Origin of the sequence: Gordonia araii NBRC 100433 (assembly GCF_000241265.1) — a bacterium.
Lineage (GTDB): Bacteria > Actinomycetota > Actinomycetes > Mycobacteriales > Mycobacteriaceae > Gordonia > Gordonia araii.
In genome coordinates this window covers 1-14,926 of the sequence record NZ_BAEE01000058.1, presented here as the reverse complement: position 1 = coordinate 14,926, position 14,926 = coordinate 1, and the positions used below count along the sequence as shown (strand labels likewise).

Here is a 14,926-nt window from a genome sequence, read left to right as displayed (position 1 = left end):
CCGGCCACGTCAAGGGATAGCGCCGATGGTTTCGGGCATGCATAACGCATTCGCGGAAGTAAGGGTTTCGTCCGCGCTGGGCCGAAAACGAGCCGTGTTGCCGAAGCCGGGAGTCTCCGTATCGTTCCCTGCGTGACCGAGCTACAGCCCTATCTCGTCTGCGCGACGCAGCGCAGCGGCAGCACTCTGCTCGTCGAGTCGCTCGCCGCTACCGGGGTGGCTGGACAGCCCGCCGAGTTCTTCCAGTATTTCGCGTCGTCATCGTTGGCCCCGCAGCCGCGCGAGTGGTTCGTCGGCGTCGGCGACGACGAGATCGTCGGGCGTCTGTCTCAGAGCGACCCCGGCGAGGTCGACGCGCGCGGCGCCGAGCAGTGGCGCGACGACGTCGTCGCCGCCGGTGCCACCGAGAACGGCGTGTGGGGCGGGAAGCTGATGTGGAATCAGACGCCGTTGCTCGTCGCGCGCACCCGCGTCGCGTCGGGCGAGTTGCGGGCGTCACTGCGTTGGCTGCTCGGGAGCGATCCGCTGTTCGTCCACGTCTATCGCGATGACCTCGTCGGGCAGGCCGTGTCGATGTGGCGCGCGGTGCAGACCCGTATCTGGCGCGAGGGTTCGGTCGAGCACTCCGAAGGGGTGCCCGACGAGGAGGCGTTCTACAGCGCCGAGGGCATCGCCCATCTCGCGCGGATCCTCGCCGACCAGGAACAGCGGTGGCGGGGATGGTTCGCCGAACAGCACATCGAGCCGATCGAGATCGAGTTCGGCGAGCTCACCAAAGATCCGACGGGCACCACCGCGCGCGTCCTGTCCGCGTTGGGGCAGGACCCCGCGCTGGCCCCGCCGCCACCGATCAAACCCCAGTCCAACACCCGCTCCAAGGAATGGGCGCTGCGCTATCGAGCAGACGCCGACCGGAATGGATACCCCCGATGACCGCATCCTCGGCGACCACCGTCGCCTCCGACTTCGATCACGTCCCCGCGTTGCGGATCCTCGAATCCGAGGCCGTGCACATCATCCGGGAGGTGGTCGCCGAGCTGGAGAACCCGGTTCTGCTGTTCTCCGGAGGTAAGGACTCGATCGTCCTGCTGCACCTGGCGGAGAAGGCGTTCCGGCCGCATCCGCTGCCGTTCCCGATCCTGCACGTCGACACCGGGCACAACTTCAGCGAGGTGATCGCGTTCCGCGACAAGCGGGTGACGCCGACGGCGGACCGGCCCGACGGGATCCGCCTCATCGTCGCGTCGGTGCAGGAGTCCATCGACACCGGTCGCGTCGAAGAGTCGACCGATCCCTCGGGGTCGCGCAATCGTCTGCAGACCCGCACCCTGCTCGACGCCCTGGAGCACTACGGCTTCGACGCGGCCTTCGGCGGCGCCCGCCGCGACGAGGACCGGGCGCGCGCCAAGGAACGGGTGTTCAGTTTCCGCGACGAGTTCGGTCAGTGGGATCCGCGGGCGCAGCGTCCCGAACCGTGGTCGATCTACAACGGCCGGATCCGCCGGGGCGAGTCGGTGCGGGTGTTCCCGCTCTCCAACTGGACCGAACTCGACATCTGGCGCTACATCGAGCTGGAGAACATCGAGTTGCCGCCGATCTACTTCGCTTCGCAGCGCGACGTTTTCGAGCGTGACGGCATTCTGCTGGCGGTGTCCCCGTTCACCCACCCCAGGCCCGGCGAGAAGGTCGCCAACGAGTGGGTGCGCTACCGCACCGTCGGCGATCTCACCATCACCGGCGCCGTCCGGTCCACGGCCACGACGCTGCCCGAGGTGATCGCCGAGGTCGAGGAGGCCACCGTCTCCGAGCGCGGCGAGACCCGCGCCGACGACCGGACGTCGTCTGCCGCGATGGAAGACCGCAAGCGCGAAGGATACTTCTGATGACCGCCTCAACTACCGCCGCCGACCGGCCGGCCCACGACCGGCAGTTCCTCCGCCTGGCAACCGTCGGAAGCGTCGATGACGGCAAGTCGACGCTGATCGGCCGCATCCTGCACGACACCGGGAGCCTGCCGACCGATCACATCGACTCGGTCACCGACCACGAGGGGCAGCTTGACCTGGCCGCGCTCTCGGACGGGTTGCGCAGCGAACGCGAACAGGGCATCACGATCGACGTCGCGTACCGGTTCTTCTCCACCGATAACCGCAGCTACGTCCTCGCCGACACCCCGGGACACGAGCGCTACACGCGCAACACGTTCACCGGTGCGTCGAACGCCCACGTCGCGGTCGTGCTGGTCGACGCGCGGCACGGCGTGCAGCGCCAGACGCGGCGGCACGCGCGGATCGCCTCGCTCGTCGGGGTGCCGCACGTCGTCGCCGCGGTGAACAAGATCGATCTGGTGGACTACTCCGCCGAGCGGTTCGCTGAGCTGCGCGCCGAACTCGACGAATTGGCGCTGCAGGTCGGCATCGGCGAGATAATCGCCATTCCGGTCGCGGCGAAGTCGGGCGACAACGTCGTCCACCGCTCGGCGTCGACCCCGTGTACGACGGGCCGACGCTGCTGGAGTACCTCGAAGACGTCGAACTGTCGGCGCCCTCGCCGCAGGCGGGCGAGCTGCGCCTGCCGGTGCAGTACGCGTCGCGGCCGAGTGCGGAACACCGGCGCAGCTACAGCGGCCGGATCGTCGCGGGCACGGTCGCCGTCGGCGACGAGATCGCCGTCCTGCCGTCGGGCAGCCGGAGCACCGTGGTCGCGCTGGACACCCTCGACGACGGGCGCGACGTCGGCGTCGCCGGACTGTCGGTGTCGGTACAGCTGGCCGACGAGATCGACGTCGCCCGCGGCGACGTGATCGTGAGCGCGGCGACCGACGCGCATCTGCCGACCGTCGCGCGCGAGCTGTCGGCGACGCTGTGCTGGCTGGCCGAGAAGCCGCTGCGCGCCGGCGACCGCGTCGCCCTCAAGCACGGTACGACGACGGTCCGCGCGACCGTCCAGTCGCTCGACCGCCGCCTGGACCCGGACAGCCTGATCGAACAGGTCGGACCCGGTGAGCTGGTCCTCAACGACATCGGGACCGTCACGCTGCGCACGTCGTCGGTCGTGCTGGCCGACCGCTACGCCGAGAACCGCGACGGCGGTGCCTTCGTCCTCATCGACGAGGCGTCGAACGAGACCGTCGCGGCGGGAACGATCGACGAGGCCCGCGAGGTCGTGCCGGGCAAGGCCGAGCGCAACGACATCAAGTGGCATCCGAGTTCACTGGCGCGCGACGAACGTTGGCGCAAGACCGGCCAGCGCGGTGCGACGGTGTGGCTGACCGGCCTGCCGGCGTCGGGGAAGTCGACGGTCGCGGTGGTACTGGAGCGGCTGCTGGTGTCGCGCGGACGGGTGGCCTATCTGATCGACGGCGACAACATCCGCCACGGCATCTCCGACGACCTCGGCTTCTCGCCGGGTGACCGCGCCGAGAACATCCGCCGCGTCGGGCATTTGGCCCGCCTGTTCGCTGACGCCGGCGTCATCGCCGTCGCGTCGATGGTGTCGCCGCTGCGGTCCGACCGCGAGATCGCGCGCGAACTGCACGACGCCGCCAGCCTCGACTTCGTCGAGGTGCACGTGTCGACGCCCGTCGCCGAATGCGAGCGGCGCGATCCCAAGGGGCTGTACCGGCGGGCGCGCGAAGGCTCGCTGCGCGGTCTCACCGGGGTCGACGCGCCCTACGAGAAGCCGTCCGATCCGGATCTGCGGTTCGACACCACCGGCGCCGACGTCGACGAGCTGGCCGGCCGCATCGTCGGCCTGCTGGTCGAGCGAGGCGTGCTGTAGCCGACCGTGCCCACATTTCCGCCGACCGTGCCCAGTTTCGCGCCGACCGTGCCCAGTTTCGCGCCGACCGTGCCCAGTTTTGCGCCGACTGTGCCCGGATATCCGCCGAGTGTGCCCACTGATCTCGCGTTGGTCTCGATACGCCCGCTCGGCTAGCGCCTCGTGGGCACTCGACCACCGATGGGTGCCACTGACCTCGGATGGGTCTCGATACGCCCGCTCGGCTGGCGCCTCGTGGGCACTCGACCACCGATGGGTGCCGACTGTGCCCGGATTTTCGTCGAGCGTGCCCGGACGTCTCGCGGACCGTCGGGGAGGCCTTCTAAACTCGGCGATGTGGAACCATTCGTCGCCCCGGACGGCGACCTGCGCTGCGCGTGGGCAGGTGGCGCGCCGGAGTTTCTCGACTACCACGACACCGAGTGGGGCTTCCCCGTCGGCGACGACGTGAGACTCTTCGAGAAAATCTGCCTGGAGGGCTTCCAGTCCGGCCTGAGTTGGCGCACGATCCTCAACAAGCGGGACAACTTTCGGAAAGCCTTCGACGGCTTCGACTTCCATCGCGTGGCCGAGTTCGGCGAGCACGATATCGAGCGCCTTCTTCAAGACCCTGGCATCGTCCGGCACCGCGGAAAGATCGAGGCGGCGGTCAACAACGCACAGCGAGCCGTCGAATTGGCATCTGCAGAGGGATCCCTCGCCGCGTACATCTGGCGATTCGAACCCGAGCCGGGCGAGATCGGCATACCGCAGTCGAAGACCCAGTCCGCGACGTCGGTCGCGCTCTCGAAGGATCTGAAGAAGCGCGGCTGGCGGTTCGTCGGACCCACCACCGCGTTCGCGTTCATCCAGTCGATGGGACTGTTCAACGACCATCAGCTCGAGTGCAAGATCCGTGCCGAGGTCGACGCGGCGCGCGCGGCCTTCGACCGTCCGGGCCGGTAGGCCGTCGGGCAGGCTCGGTCGCTACGAGGCGGCGACCAGACCCGGCGCCACCAGGTCCGTCACATCGACGGCACCGGCGAGAAAGCCGTTGTCGTAGAGGAACGCGACCTGGCGCTCGAGTGCCGCCAGGCGCTCGGTGCTGAGGCTGATGTCGAGCTGGGCGGCGAGTCCGGTGGCGAACGACGGAGCGACGAGTTCTTCCGGGAGACCGACCTCCGCGGCGACGATGCGAGTGGCGGCATCGACCTCGTCCGCCGCCCAGGCGGCTGCCGCCGCGGTCTCGTCGACGATCGCCTCGACGACGGCCGGATCGTCGCGCAACAGGTCACCGGACACGCTCAGCGTCAGCGGCCGCAGATTCGACGACAGGCTCGGCTCCGGATGAGCGACCTCGCCCACCTCGACGACGGCAGCCGCGCCGGTGAACGCTTGGGTGATCACGCGGCTCGCTCCCTCGGAGAAGATGGCGTCCACCCGACCCGACAGCAGCGCGGCGCTCTCCTCGCGCTGGAACCCGAACATGAAGCTCGCGTCCCACAGCGTCGCCGTCGCGGTGTCGCGCTCGGTCGAGTCGGCGACGAAGGTGCGGTCAACGTCGATGTCGCGCAGAACCACGTCCTCGGGTGTCAGCCCCGCGGCGCGGACCGCGCGTTCGACGCCTTGCAGGACAGTCGCGCGCCAGAAGTCGACCGTGTCGTGGACGCGACGGGGGATGCCGATGACCTTTCCGCGCAGATCCGCGGCTGTCGAGATCCCAGACTCGGGAAGGGCGAGCAGCGCCGCGTTTGAGGGTGCGACGGAGAGCCCGACGATCGCGAGATCCACCCCGCGCGACGCGGCGACGATGGGCGGGATGTTCCCGCCGTGCCGCGCCGACCGCGGTTGTTCCTGGGTGAAGTGGGTGACCCGGGTCTTGTCGTCCCGGACGGTGGCCAGCGAACGGAAGTCGACGCCGAGGCCCGCGAGACGGTCACCCAGGCGTCCGGTGGCGACGGCGACGCTGAACGCGGTCGGCACCGGGCAGCGGGTGAACCACACCGCGTCGCGAGTGCTCACGACGCGACCTTCGCGCGGCGCTCGAGCAGCGCGGCGACGCGCGGGAAGATCTGCTCGGCGAACCGCTTCGACTCGCGTTCGGCGGGCTGGAACTGCAGCATGAACAGTTCGATGCCGAGGTCGTAGAACTCGACGATGCGCTCGGCCACCTCGTCGTAGGTGCCCACCAGTCCGGCCGCCGTACCGCCGTTGGTGCCGATGTGCGGGAACTTGCGGAAGGTCTCGAACATCACTGCCTTGGGGTCGGCATTGGCGAAGACACCCTCCAGGGTCGGCGCGTCCTCGTTCGCCAGGCGCCAGAACAGATCCAGCTCCTGCTGCGCCTCCTCCTCGGTTTCGCGGGCGATGACGAATGCCGACAGACCGAACCCGATCGGGTCGCCGCTTCGCGGCCGATCGGCCACGGAGGCGATGAGGTCGCGCACCACTTCTACGGGCTGACCGTTGATGAACCACGCGTCGGCGCGCTTGGCCGCCAGGTCGCGCGCCGGTTCGGATTCGCCGCCGAGGTAGATCTTCGGCTTGCGCGAGGGGTCGGCCGGCCGGATCACGTAGTCGTCGATGGCGAAGCGCTCGCCGGAATGTGTGACGTGTTCGCCCGCGGTCAGCGGTCCGACGATCGACAGCCACTCGTCACCGTAGGCGTAGCGGTCGTCGTGGTCGGCGAAGGTGACCCCGGCCTTCTCCAGTTCCGGCTTGTACCAGGCGTTCACGAGGTTGAGGGCGAAGCGGCCGTCGGCGATCTCGGCGATCTGGGCGGCGATCTTCGCCAGGAACACCGGGTGGAACAGGTAGGGCTTGATCGCGGCGATGATCTCGATGCGGCTCGTGACCGCGGCCAGTGCCGCGGCCCCCGACCACGCCTCCAGTTCGGCGAGTTCGTGACCGTTCGGATTCAGGTTGTGCTGCGCGACGAGGGTCGAGTCGTAGCCCAGCCGCTCGGCGTCGAGCACATATCGCCGGTTGAGTTCCCAACTCGCGTCGAACGGATCGCCGGGGTAGTTCTGTGCGGCGAACGGCCCCCACACGGGTGCCCACACGCCGAAGCGGGGTCGTGCCAATTCGGCCGGCCAGGCGAACGGTGGCGTGCCGGAGCTGCTGTATTGCGTCATGCGGGAAACGTATCGATCGCGTCATGCGCCGAGGAAGTTCCCGATCACCCGGGGTTTAAGGGTGACTCAGCCGATTCGGAATCGTTTGACGCGGCTCGTCGCGCCGTTCACAAGCTCGACCCGGCTTTTGGGGACGCCGAAGTGCTCGGCGAGCAGCGATGCGACGGCCTTCGTCGCCTTGCCCTCCGTCGCCGGTTCGCGCACGTAGACGGTCAGCGAGCCGTCGTCACCGGTCTCGACGAGCGGCCCTTTGCGACTGTTCGGCTTTACCGTCACGACCACCGTCTGGGCACTCACCAGTGGACGATCCCGTACCGGCGACGGTTGTGGCTCTTGTTGTCGATGTTCGGGCCGGTGCGATCCTCGTCGAGGCAGACCGAGCGCAGCACGTTGTGGAACACCACGAGCCCGTAGAAGTTGGGCGCCGTCAGGATGCCGGTGGTCCGCGGCATCAGGTTCGGGGCGATGTCGGCGTTGACGATGTCGCTCAACAAGCCACTCGCCTGATCGGCAGCACCGAGCGTCCAGATCGCCTCGATGACGTGCGCGGTGAGCGAGTACGCGTAGTACGCGGCGGTGAGCGAATGCGAGACGGTCAGCTCCGAGAGCGGCACGGTCTCGTTGAAGTCGAGCTTGTCGAGGTGGTTGCGGTTGAGGCCGATCAACGCCTCGATGGGAGCACCGCCGACGACGGGGATCATGTAGGAAACCTGCGAGAGCACCCACTCGGCCGTGTTGAAATCCGCGGGATCCGCCGGAATCCAGTTGTGGTGCAGCCGGGTGTTCCGCATGTAGAGGTTGAGCTGCCGGGTGACGTCGCGGACCTGCGGGGCCAACTCCGGGTTGGTGCGCTGGAGGAAGGTCGATGTGCGCGCGACGATCCGCTTGAGAGGAAGCGTGCCGATGTGGCGGCAGTTCTCGGCGTCGGCGACCGACACCTCGTTGGCGATGTCGCGGATCATCGGAGGCACGGCCCACGCGAACCGCAGATCCTTCTCGATCTTGCCCGCGACGGCCTTCTCCTCGTCGGTCACCGAAGCGATGCAGGCCAGCGTCAGGTTGACCGACATCCGCTTGTAGAGCTGGGTGAGACCGACGACGCCGAGGATCACCGGAATCGAGATGAGGGTGCCGAGTCCGATCGGACCGATGTCGAGCAGCTTCGGCACGCTCTTGCGGAAGATGGTCGCGGGGACGAGCACCGTGACGTACAGGTAGAGGAAGATCGTCTCGACGGCCTGCGCGAGGGTGAGGTTGTCCGCCGAGATCGCGTGCGACGTCTCGCCGTTCCGCACGCGGACCAACTGGGTGACGATGTGCTGGGAGATCGGATCCCGGTACCGCATGATCGGGTCGTCGTCGTCGGCCTTCATGTCGTACGGGTGGTTCGAGATCCACAGCGTGGAGATCTTCAGCCGCTTCATGTCGCCGCGTGCGCGCGCCTTGATGGCGGGCGCGTCCTTCTTGATCTGCGCCGGCAGGATCGGCAGGAAGGAGTCGAAGACGGAGTCGAACAGGACCCCGAGCGTCACGAATTGCGACCCGGCGCATTCTGCTTTCGCGGTCGGGCTGAGGTTGCGGGGGAAGGCGGGGGCCGCGGGCGCTGCGCGACCGGGTTTCGGCTTCTTCGCGGTCGGTTTGGCCGTCGTAGGTGCGGCTACCGCTGCCGGTGCCAGATGCTCGCCGGCGAAGGAGGCCCCGACGACCAGGGAGGCGAACAATGCCAGCGCAGCCAACGACCGCCGGCCGCGTCGGACCGACCGATCCCGCCCCAGCATCACTCGACCACTCCACTCGACATCGCGCCGCGACTCTGAGCGGCCATCTGGACACACCTTAGATCCTGATCCGCTCGGGGTGGACAAGTCCCCTGGATCGGTATGGCTAAACCCTGTCACGCGCGAAGTCGAGGCGAGGGTCTTGGAATCGTCGCGAGCGAAACGGGTGACGGTCCGGTGGCCGCTTCGTAGCGTCGTCATCCGTGACCGAGAACTCTCAAGAAGCTCAGCCGCGCACTCGTCGACTCAACGAGGATTGGCTGGCGACCATCGTGGGCCTGACCATCCTGGCCCTCGTCCTCGTCGGCGCGATTCCCGGCGGGTTGGTGCCTTGATGGCCGGCCGCAGGAACGGCGAGACCGCCGTCGACGACGCCGTGCGCGCCTCATGGCCGTGGGTGGTCGGCGGCGTCGCGATGGTCGTCTTCCTCGGTGCGTTGACGCGGTTCCTCGAGGCGAACGTTCCCGGGTGGTTCGAAGGCACCGGACTGGCGAAACTCGGCGAGTCGATCGAGTTCCCCGTCTACGCGATCGCGCTGGGCCTCATCGGCAATGTCGTGCTGACGAAGCTGAACCTGCGGGAGAAGCTGTCGGCGGGCTTCCGCACCGAGTTCTTCATCAAGACCGGCGTCGTGCTGCTGGGCGCCTCGATCAACCTGAAGGTGCTCGTCACCGCCGCCGGGCCCGCGATCCTGCAGGCACTGGCGCTCATCACCGTCGTCTTCGGGTTCACCTGGTGGTTCAGTGGCGTGCTCGGCATCGACGAGAAGCTGCGGGCGCTGCTCGCGTCGGCGGTATCGATCTGCGGCGTGAGTGCGGCGATCGCGGCCGCGGGGGCGGTGCAGGCGCGAAAGGAGCAGATCGCCTACGCCGCGTCGCTGGTCATCGCGTTCGCGCTCCCGTCGATCTTCCTGCTGCCGTGGCTGGCGTCGAAGTTCGGGCTTCCTGACGCGGTGGCCGGTGCGTGGATCGGCGGCAATATCGACACGACCGCCGCCGTCGCCGCGTCGGGAGCGATCGCGGGCGAACAGGCACTGCAGATCGCGACGATCGTCAAGACGACGCAGAACGCGCTGATCGGCATCGTCGCCATCGCGCTCACGCTGTACTTCACCGTGAAGGTCGAGCGGACGGGTGCGAAGAAGGTGGGCGTGGCCGAAGTGTGGGACCGCTTCCCCAAGTTCGTTCTCGGGTTCATCGCGGCATCCGTCGTCGGAACGCTGTACCTGCAGTTCGGCGGGGACAAGGCGACCATCGGCACGGTCAACGACCTGCGCACGTGGTTCCTGATCTTCGCCTTCGTTGCCATCGGGCTGGAGTTCTCGCTGCGCGGCCTGCGAGAGGCCGGATGGCGGCCCGTCATCGTCTTCGGCAGTGCGACGGTGGTCAACCTGGTCGCGGGACTAGGCCTTGCGTGGCTGTTGTTCCGCAACTTCACCGTCGCGGGCTGACCGTTCGGCGTCGTACTGTTCGCGCGCGGCGACGATCTCCTGTGCGCAGTCCTCGGCCCAGTCCTTGATCTGCGCGATCACGCGGTGCAGCCCGTGCCCGAGCTCGGTCAGCGAATAGGTGACCGAGACGGGCACGGTCGGCTCCACGGTGCGGGTGAGGAGGCCGTCGCGTTCCAGGTTGCGCAGGGTCTGGGTCAGCATCTTCTGGCTGACGCCGGCGATCCGTCGCCGCAGCTGCGCGTAGCGCATGTCCTGCTCGCCGAGCGCGCAGATGACGAGTGTCACCCACTTGTCCGTAATACGCTGCAGGACAACACGACTCGCGCATTCGGCCAGGAACGTGTCGTACTCTTCCTTCTCCTTCGCGCGGCGCTGCGCCGCGGTCATCGTCGGCATCGGGACACTCCTTCGTACCTAAGGCACTTTCGGGTGCCTACTTCCCAATAGAGAGTTACTCGCTGAGGGTAGAGGAGTCAATCCCGTGATGACGCGGGAACCGCGAAAATCGAAAGGAACTGCCCGAATGCGTGCTCTGATCACCACCCCGCCCGCCCCTCCGGCCATCGTCGATGTGGAGCAGCCAAAGCCCGGGCCGGGCGAGGTTCTCCTACGAACCATCGCTTCAGCTCTGAATCCGGTGGACGCGCAGACCGTCGACGGGATCTACCACGACGCCGGGTGGGCGCAGGAACCGTCGGTCGGCATCGGCTGGGATGTCACCGGTGAAGTCATCGAGGTGGGCGACGGGGTCGACACGGTCGGTGTGGGCGACGTGGTGGCCGGACTTCTCGGCGGCATCGACAAAACGATCGGGACCCACGCCGAGCAGGTCGTGCTCCCGGCCGACGCCGTCGCCCCGCTGCCCGAATCCGTAGACCCGGTCGCCGCCGCGACCGTGCCGGTGAACGCACAGACCGCCCGGCAGGCGCTCGCGCTGCTGGGCCCCGAGCGTGGCTCGCTGCTGGTGACCGGCGCGGCGGGCGGCGTCGGCGGATACGCCCTCGCGCTGGCCGTCGACCTCGGCTACGACGTCACCGGTCTCGCGCGGGAGACCGACCGGGCCTTCGTCGAATCCACCGGTGCGGCGTTCACCGATCGCGCCGAGGGAACCTACGACGGGGTATTCGACGCCGCGGTGCTGGGCGACCTGTCATCGGTGCGCGACGGCGGGCGATACGTCGGCGTCAAGCCGGCCGATGCGCCGGCCCCGGAACGAGGGATCACCGTCGAGGCCGTGATGGTCACTCACGCCGGCGACGAACTCGCGTCGTTGCTGGATCTGGCCGCGCAAGGGCGGCTGGAACTGCGCGTCGCCTCGACGATCACTCTCGACGAGGTGCCGGAGAAGCTGAAACGACTGTCCGACGGCGGTCAGCGCGGCCGGATCGTCGTCGCGTACTGACTGTGCGCCGGATCTAGCCCGGCGGCTGGGCGTCGATAGCGTTGGCCACCGCCGCCAGCGTCTGCCAGCGCCGGTGGCGGTGGCCGAACATCAAACGTACGAACCCCCGCATCGGCAGGCCGCGCAGACCGTCTTCCACCTCGATCTCGTCGGTGTAGCGGCACCGGTGCTCGCCGAGCGGTTCGAACCGCAGACGGTGGTTCCACGTGTGGACCGGCCCGCCGTGTTCGTTGGTGTAGATCTCCAAGGCGTCGAGCGACACCACGGAGATCGTGTGCTTCCACGTCGGGATGAAGCCCAGCCACCAGACGCGGCCGGTCGCGGTGAATCCGGGCTCGATGGGTTCGCCGGGCGCCGGTGCCTCGTCCATCGAGAACGAGAGCACGGGCGCCAGCACGAACAGCATGACGTCGGGGACCGCTGCCATCGCGGCGGCGCGGGCCGCGGACAACGGCAACTCTGAGCTGACGGTGACGACGGCCATGGTCAGACGGTAGCCGCGTCGAATTCGCGGGTCACCAGTGCCATGTTCACCATGCCGCCGGTCATCGCCGCCGCCCCGATCGCCATCGGGACGGTCGCGGCCGGGTTGACGACATTGCCGACGGCCCACACCAGCGGATGGCTCGTCTTGCCGAAGTCGTCGACGGCGAGGAAGTTGCCCATCGGGTTGTCGACACGGTCGAGGGCGAGATCGGTGAGGAAGCCGTCGTTCGGTCGGGGAGGTAGTCCGGCGAAGAGTGCGTCGAGCTCGATCACACTGCCGTCGGCCAGACGGACACCGGAGAGTGCGGCACCGTCGCCGAGCACTTCGGCGACGGGGGTGTCGATCAGCTTCACCCCCCGAGACTCCAGCCGTGCGCGCAGCTCCGGTGCGACCTCGCCGGCACCGGCGGTGAAGAGGGTCAGGTCGTCGGTCCACTGTCGGATCAGTTGGGCCTGGTGCAGCGACATCGGTGAGAGGCCGAGTACGCCGAGGCGCTGCTCGCGCACTTCCCAGCCGTGGCAGTACGGGCAGTGCAGGACGGTCGTGCCCCAGCGCTGGGCGACGCCGGGGATGTCGGGCATCTCGTCGGTCAGTCCGGACGCGGCGATCAGGGTCCGGCCGGTGACCGTCGCGCCGTCGTTGAGCCGGACGGTCACGGTCTCGTCGTCGGCGTCGACCGACGTCGCGCGGCCCTCCTGGATCGTGACGTCGTAGTTGGCGACGTCGGCGCGAGCGCGTCGCAGGAGATCCGCCGGGCTCTCGCCCTCCCAGCCGAGCACGCCGTGCATGTGCTCGGCGAACCGGTTTCGCGGTGCGCCCGCGTCCACGACGAGCACGCGCCGGCGCGCTCGTCCGAGTAGCAGGGCAGCCGACAAACCTGCCGCGCTGCCGCCGATGATCACCGCATCCCACGTTTCACTCATGACTCCAGTTGACCGGCGCGCCGCGAATACCGCAAGTAGTCTTGCAGTATTGGCAAACGATGACGCGATCCGGAGGTCGGCGTGAGCGACGAGGTTAAACAGGTCGGGGCGCGGTTGCGCGCGCTGCGGAACAGCCGCGGATGGACGCTCGATGAGCTCGCGAGCCGTTCGGGAATGTCGACGAGCACGCTGTCGCGGCTCGAGTCGGGAAAGCGGCAGCCCAGTCTGGACCTCCTCCTGCCGTTGACGCGGCAGTTGGGGATCGGCCTCGACGACCTGGTCTCGCCCACGGTCGGTGATCCTCGTGTGCGTCGGGAACCGATCCGCCGCGACGGCATGATCCTGGTCCCGCTGGTGGCGGAGGGCTCGCCGATGAAGACGTACAAGATCACCTATCTGCCCACCGGCGGTGTTCCGCCCGAGCCACGCATCCACGACGGGTACGAGTGGCTCTACGTGCTCACCGGAAGGCTGCGACTGCTCCTGGGCGACCAGGACCTCGTCCTCTCTCGCGGTGAGGCTGCGGAGTTCGACACCCGCGTGCCCCACGCGATGTGTGCCGTCGGTAAGCGGCCGGCGGAGGTCTTGAGCATTTTCAACGACGCCGGGGAGCGCATTCACACGCGAACCGCCGACTGACGCGACCGTGCCCAGTTTCCCGCCGACCGTGCCCAGTTTCGCGCCGATCGTGCCCAGTTTCGCGCCGAGCGTGCCCAGTTTCGCGCCGAGCGTGCCCAGTTTCGCGCCGAGCGTGCCCACATTCCCGCCGAGCGTGCCCACAATCTCGCCGAGCGTGCCCTAGTAGCCGCCGCGCGCGTGCAGTTCCCGCTCGATCTCGGTGAGCACCGACCAGGGTCTGTCGTGCAGGCGCTCAGCATCGACGCGGATCATCTTCCAGCCGAGCGCGGCCAATTTGGCGTCGCGCAATGCGTCCCGCTCTTGTTGCCAAGGCGCGGAGTGGAACTCTTCGCCGTCGTATTCGATGCCGATCTTCAACGCCTCGTAGCCAAGGTCGGGGCGAGCGAATACCCGCCCGTTCTCGTCGGCGACGGGTATCTGGACGTCGGGCTCCGGCAGATCGCCCCTGATCATCAGCAATCGGAGACAGCTCTCCTGTGGTGATTCCGCTCGTCCGTCGATCAGCGGCGCCAGGGCCCGGAGCTGGCGGATGTGGCGCCACCCGGCATGCTTGTCGATGTATCTGGAAAGCGCCGGCAACGAGAACTCGCTGGCTCGGTGCAGGGCATCGAGGTGTCCGAGACCGCGCCATTCCGGGGTGATGCGACCGACGTCGAATGCCGTGCGGACCGGCGTCGTAACCAGAAGGCCCTCCATCTCGTGGATGTCCGACTTAGCCAGCTCGAAACGGTGCGACGACCGACCTTCCGTGCGTTTGCCGCAGCCGGAGGGCGGGCGGAGTAGTTCGATACGAAAGTCGGCGTCGAACCAGGGGTTGCCGTAGAGAACCGAAGCCGCGATGCCTCCGACCACGGGTCTACCGCGCGCATTCGAGGCGGTTGCCAAAATTCGTTCACGCGCGGAAAGCAGTTGTCTCCGGCCAACCTCCGTCGTGCCGTCGATGCGGCGCAGGTTGGTCGGCATGTCAGTGGGCATTCGTTCGACGAGCCGTCGATAGTGATCGTTCCGCGCTTCTTCGTCGTATCCGTACATGTCTTGTTAGACGCAAGGAATCGGCGGATGGCTCCCTGTCGCTGGAGGCTCGACGCCGGCTCGACGCCGGCGACCAGCGAGTTCATGCCCGGATCCGGTGTGCGAAAGACACACGCGGCGGGGATCTGGGCACGCTCGGCGAGATTGTGGGCACGGTGGGCGGGGATCTGGGCACGGTCGGCGGGAATGTGGGCACGGTGGGCGGGGATCTGGGCACGGTCGGCGGGAATGTGGGCACGGTCGGCGGGAATGTGGGCACGGTGGGCGCGAAAGTGGGCACGGTGGGCGCGAAAGTGGGCACGCTCGGCGAGATTGTGGGCAC

At 68.0% G+C, this 14,926-nt stretch carries 15 protein-coding genes and 1 pseudogene; 8 read left to right on the top strand and 8 right to left on the bottom strand.

Annotated features, from left to right (window positions below):
- The first annotated feature begins 132 nt into the window (after positions 1-132).
- The 4 genes and pseudogenes from stf0 (at position 133) to GOARA_RS11780 (ending at position 4,725) form a co-directional block, all read left to right on the top strand.
- Positions 133-933, top strand: a complete 801-nt coding sequence (gene stf0 / locus GOARA_RS11795) for a trehalose 2-sulfotransferase (RefSeq protein ID WP_007322609.1) — start codon at positions 133-135, stop codon at positions 931-933.
- Entirely contained in the window at positions 930-1,883 is a 954-nt protein-coding gene (cysD, locus tag GOARA_RS11790) for a sulfate adenylyltransferase subunit CysD (RefSeq protein WP_040522980.1), read from the top strand. Before stf0 ends, cysD begins: the two co-directional genes overlap by 4 nt.
- A pseudogene (gene cysC / locus GOARA_RS11785) lies at positions 1,883-3,780 on the top strand (adenylyl-sulfate kinase). The gene cysD and the pseudogene cysC overlap by 1 nt, the downstream one beginning before the upstream one ends.
- A 336-nt stretch (positions 3,781-4,116) precedes the next feature.
- Positions 4,117-4,725 carry a DNA-3-methyladenine glycosylase I gene (locus GOARA_RS11780; RefSeq protein WP_040522978.1) on the top strand — a complete coding sequence of 203 codons (609 nt, stop codon included), beginning with the start codon at positions 4,117-4,119 and terminating at the stop codon, positions 4,723-4,725.
- A 21-nt stretch (positions 4,726-4,746) separates the two neighbouring features.
- Here the strand turns inward: GOARA_RS11780 and GOARA_RS11775 are convergent, their stop codons facing one another.
- The 4 genes from GOARA_RS11775 to GOARA_RS11760 form a co-directional block, all read right to left on the bottom strand.
- The gene (locus tag GOARA_RS11775; RefSeq protein WP_007322604.1) at positions 4,747-5,781 is read right to left on the bottom strand and encodes an ABC transporter substrate-binding protein; all 1,035 of its coding nucleotides are present in this window, start codon (positions 5,779-5,781) and stop codon (positions 4,747-4,749) included.
- Positions 5,778-6,893, bottom strand: a complete 1,116-nt coding sequence (locus GOARA_RS11770; protein WP_007322603.1) for an LLM class flavin-dependent oxidoreductase — start codon at positions 6,891-6,893, stop codon at positions 5,778-5,780. The genes GOARA_RS11775 and GOARA_RS11770 overlap by 4 nt, the downstream gene beginning before the upstream one ends.
- Positions 6,894-6,959: 66 nt before the next feature.
- Complete coding sequence (locus GOARA_RS11765) at positions 6,960-7,190, bottom strand: DUF167 domain-containing protein (RefSeq protein WP_007322602.1); 231 nt, start codon at positions 7,188-7,190, stop codon at positions 6,960-6,962.
- Positions 7,187-8,671 carry a hypothetical protein gene (locus tag GOARA_RS11760; RefSeq protein WP_007322601.1) on the bottom strand — a complete coding sequence of 495 codons (1,485 nt, stop codon included), beginning with the start codon at positions 8,669-8,671 and terminating at the stop codon, positions 7,187-7,189. The genes GOARA_RS11765 and GOARA_RS11760 overlap by 4 nt, the downstream gene beginning before the upstream one ends.
- A gap of 203 nt (positions 8,672-8,874) precedes the next feature.
- On the opposite strand from GOARA_RS11760, the gene GOARA_RS20760 reads away from it, so the two are divergent.
- Positions 8,875-9,006, top strand: a complete 132-nt coding sequence (locus GOARA_RS20760) for a hypothetical protein (protein WP_280985243.1) — start codon at positions 8,875-8,877, stop codon at positions 9,004-9,006.
- A gap of 80 nt (positions 9,007-9,086) precedes the next feature.
- Positions 9,087-10,121: a YeiH family protein gene (locus GOARA_RS11755; RefSeq protein WP_373277748.1), complete on the top strand. Its 1,035-nt coding sequence runs from the start codon at positions 9,087-9,089 to the stop codon at positions 10,119-10,121.
- On the opposite strand, the gene GOARA_RS11750 is transcribed toward GOARA_RS11755, so the two are convergent.
- On the bottom strand, positions 10,074-10,517 hold the full coding sequence (locus tag GOARA_RS11750; RefSeq protein WP_007322599.1) for a winged helix-turn-helix transcriptional regulator: 444 nt from the start codon (positions 10,515-10,517) through the stop codon (positions 10,074-10,076). The genes GOARA_RS11755 and GOARA_RS11750 overlap by 48 nt on opposite strands.
- A gap of 127 nt (positions 10,518-10,644) precedes the next feature.
- Between GOARA_RS11750 and GOARA_RS11745 the strand changes: the two genes are divergently transcribed.
- On the top strand, positions 10,645-11,523 hold the full coding sequence (locus tag GOARA_RS11745; RefSeq protein ID WP_007322598.1) for an alcohol dehydrogenase catalytic domain-containing protein: 879 nt from the start codon (positions 10,645-10,647) through the stop codon (positions 11,521-11,523).
- A gap of 13 nt (positions 11,524-11,536) precedes the next feature.
- Here the strand turns inward: GOARA_RS11745 and GOARA_RS11740 are convergent, their stop codons facing one another.
- Positions 11,537-12,007: an Rv1443c family protein gene (locus GOARA_RS11740; protein ID WP_007322597.1), complete on the bottom strand. Its 471-nt coding sequence runs from the start codon at positions 12,005-12,007 to the stop codon at positions 11,537-11,539.
- Positions 12,008-12,009: 2 nt separating this feature from the next.
- Entirely contained in the window at positions 12,010-12,933 is a 924-nt protein-coding gene (locus GOARA_RS11735) for an NAD(P)/FAD-dependent oxidoreductase (RefSeq protein ID WP_007322596.1), read from the bottom strand.
- 81 nt (positions 12,934-13,014) lie between these two features.
- On the opposite strand from GOARA_RS11735, the gene GOARA_RS11730 reads away from it, so the two are divergent.
- The gene (locus GOARA_RS11730; protein WP_007322595.1) at positions 13,015-13,572 is read left to right on the top strand and encodes a helix-turn-helix domain-containing protein; all 558 of its coding nucleotides are present in this window, start codon (positions 13,015-13,017) and stop codon (positions 13,570-13,572) included.
- Between the two features lie 159 nt (positions 13,573-13,731).
- Here GOARA_RS11730 and GOARA_RS11725 read toward each other — a convergent pair whose 3' ends face one another.
- Positions 13,732-14,604 carry an endonuclease domain-containing protein gene (locus GOARA_RS11725; RefSeq protein WP_138947671.1) on the bottom strand — a complete coding sequence of 291 codons (873 nt, stop codon included), beginning with the start codon at positions 14,602-14,604 and terminating at the stop codon, positions 13,732-13,734.
- Positions 14,605-14,926: the final 322 nt, after the last annotated feature.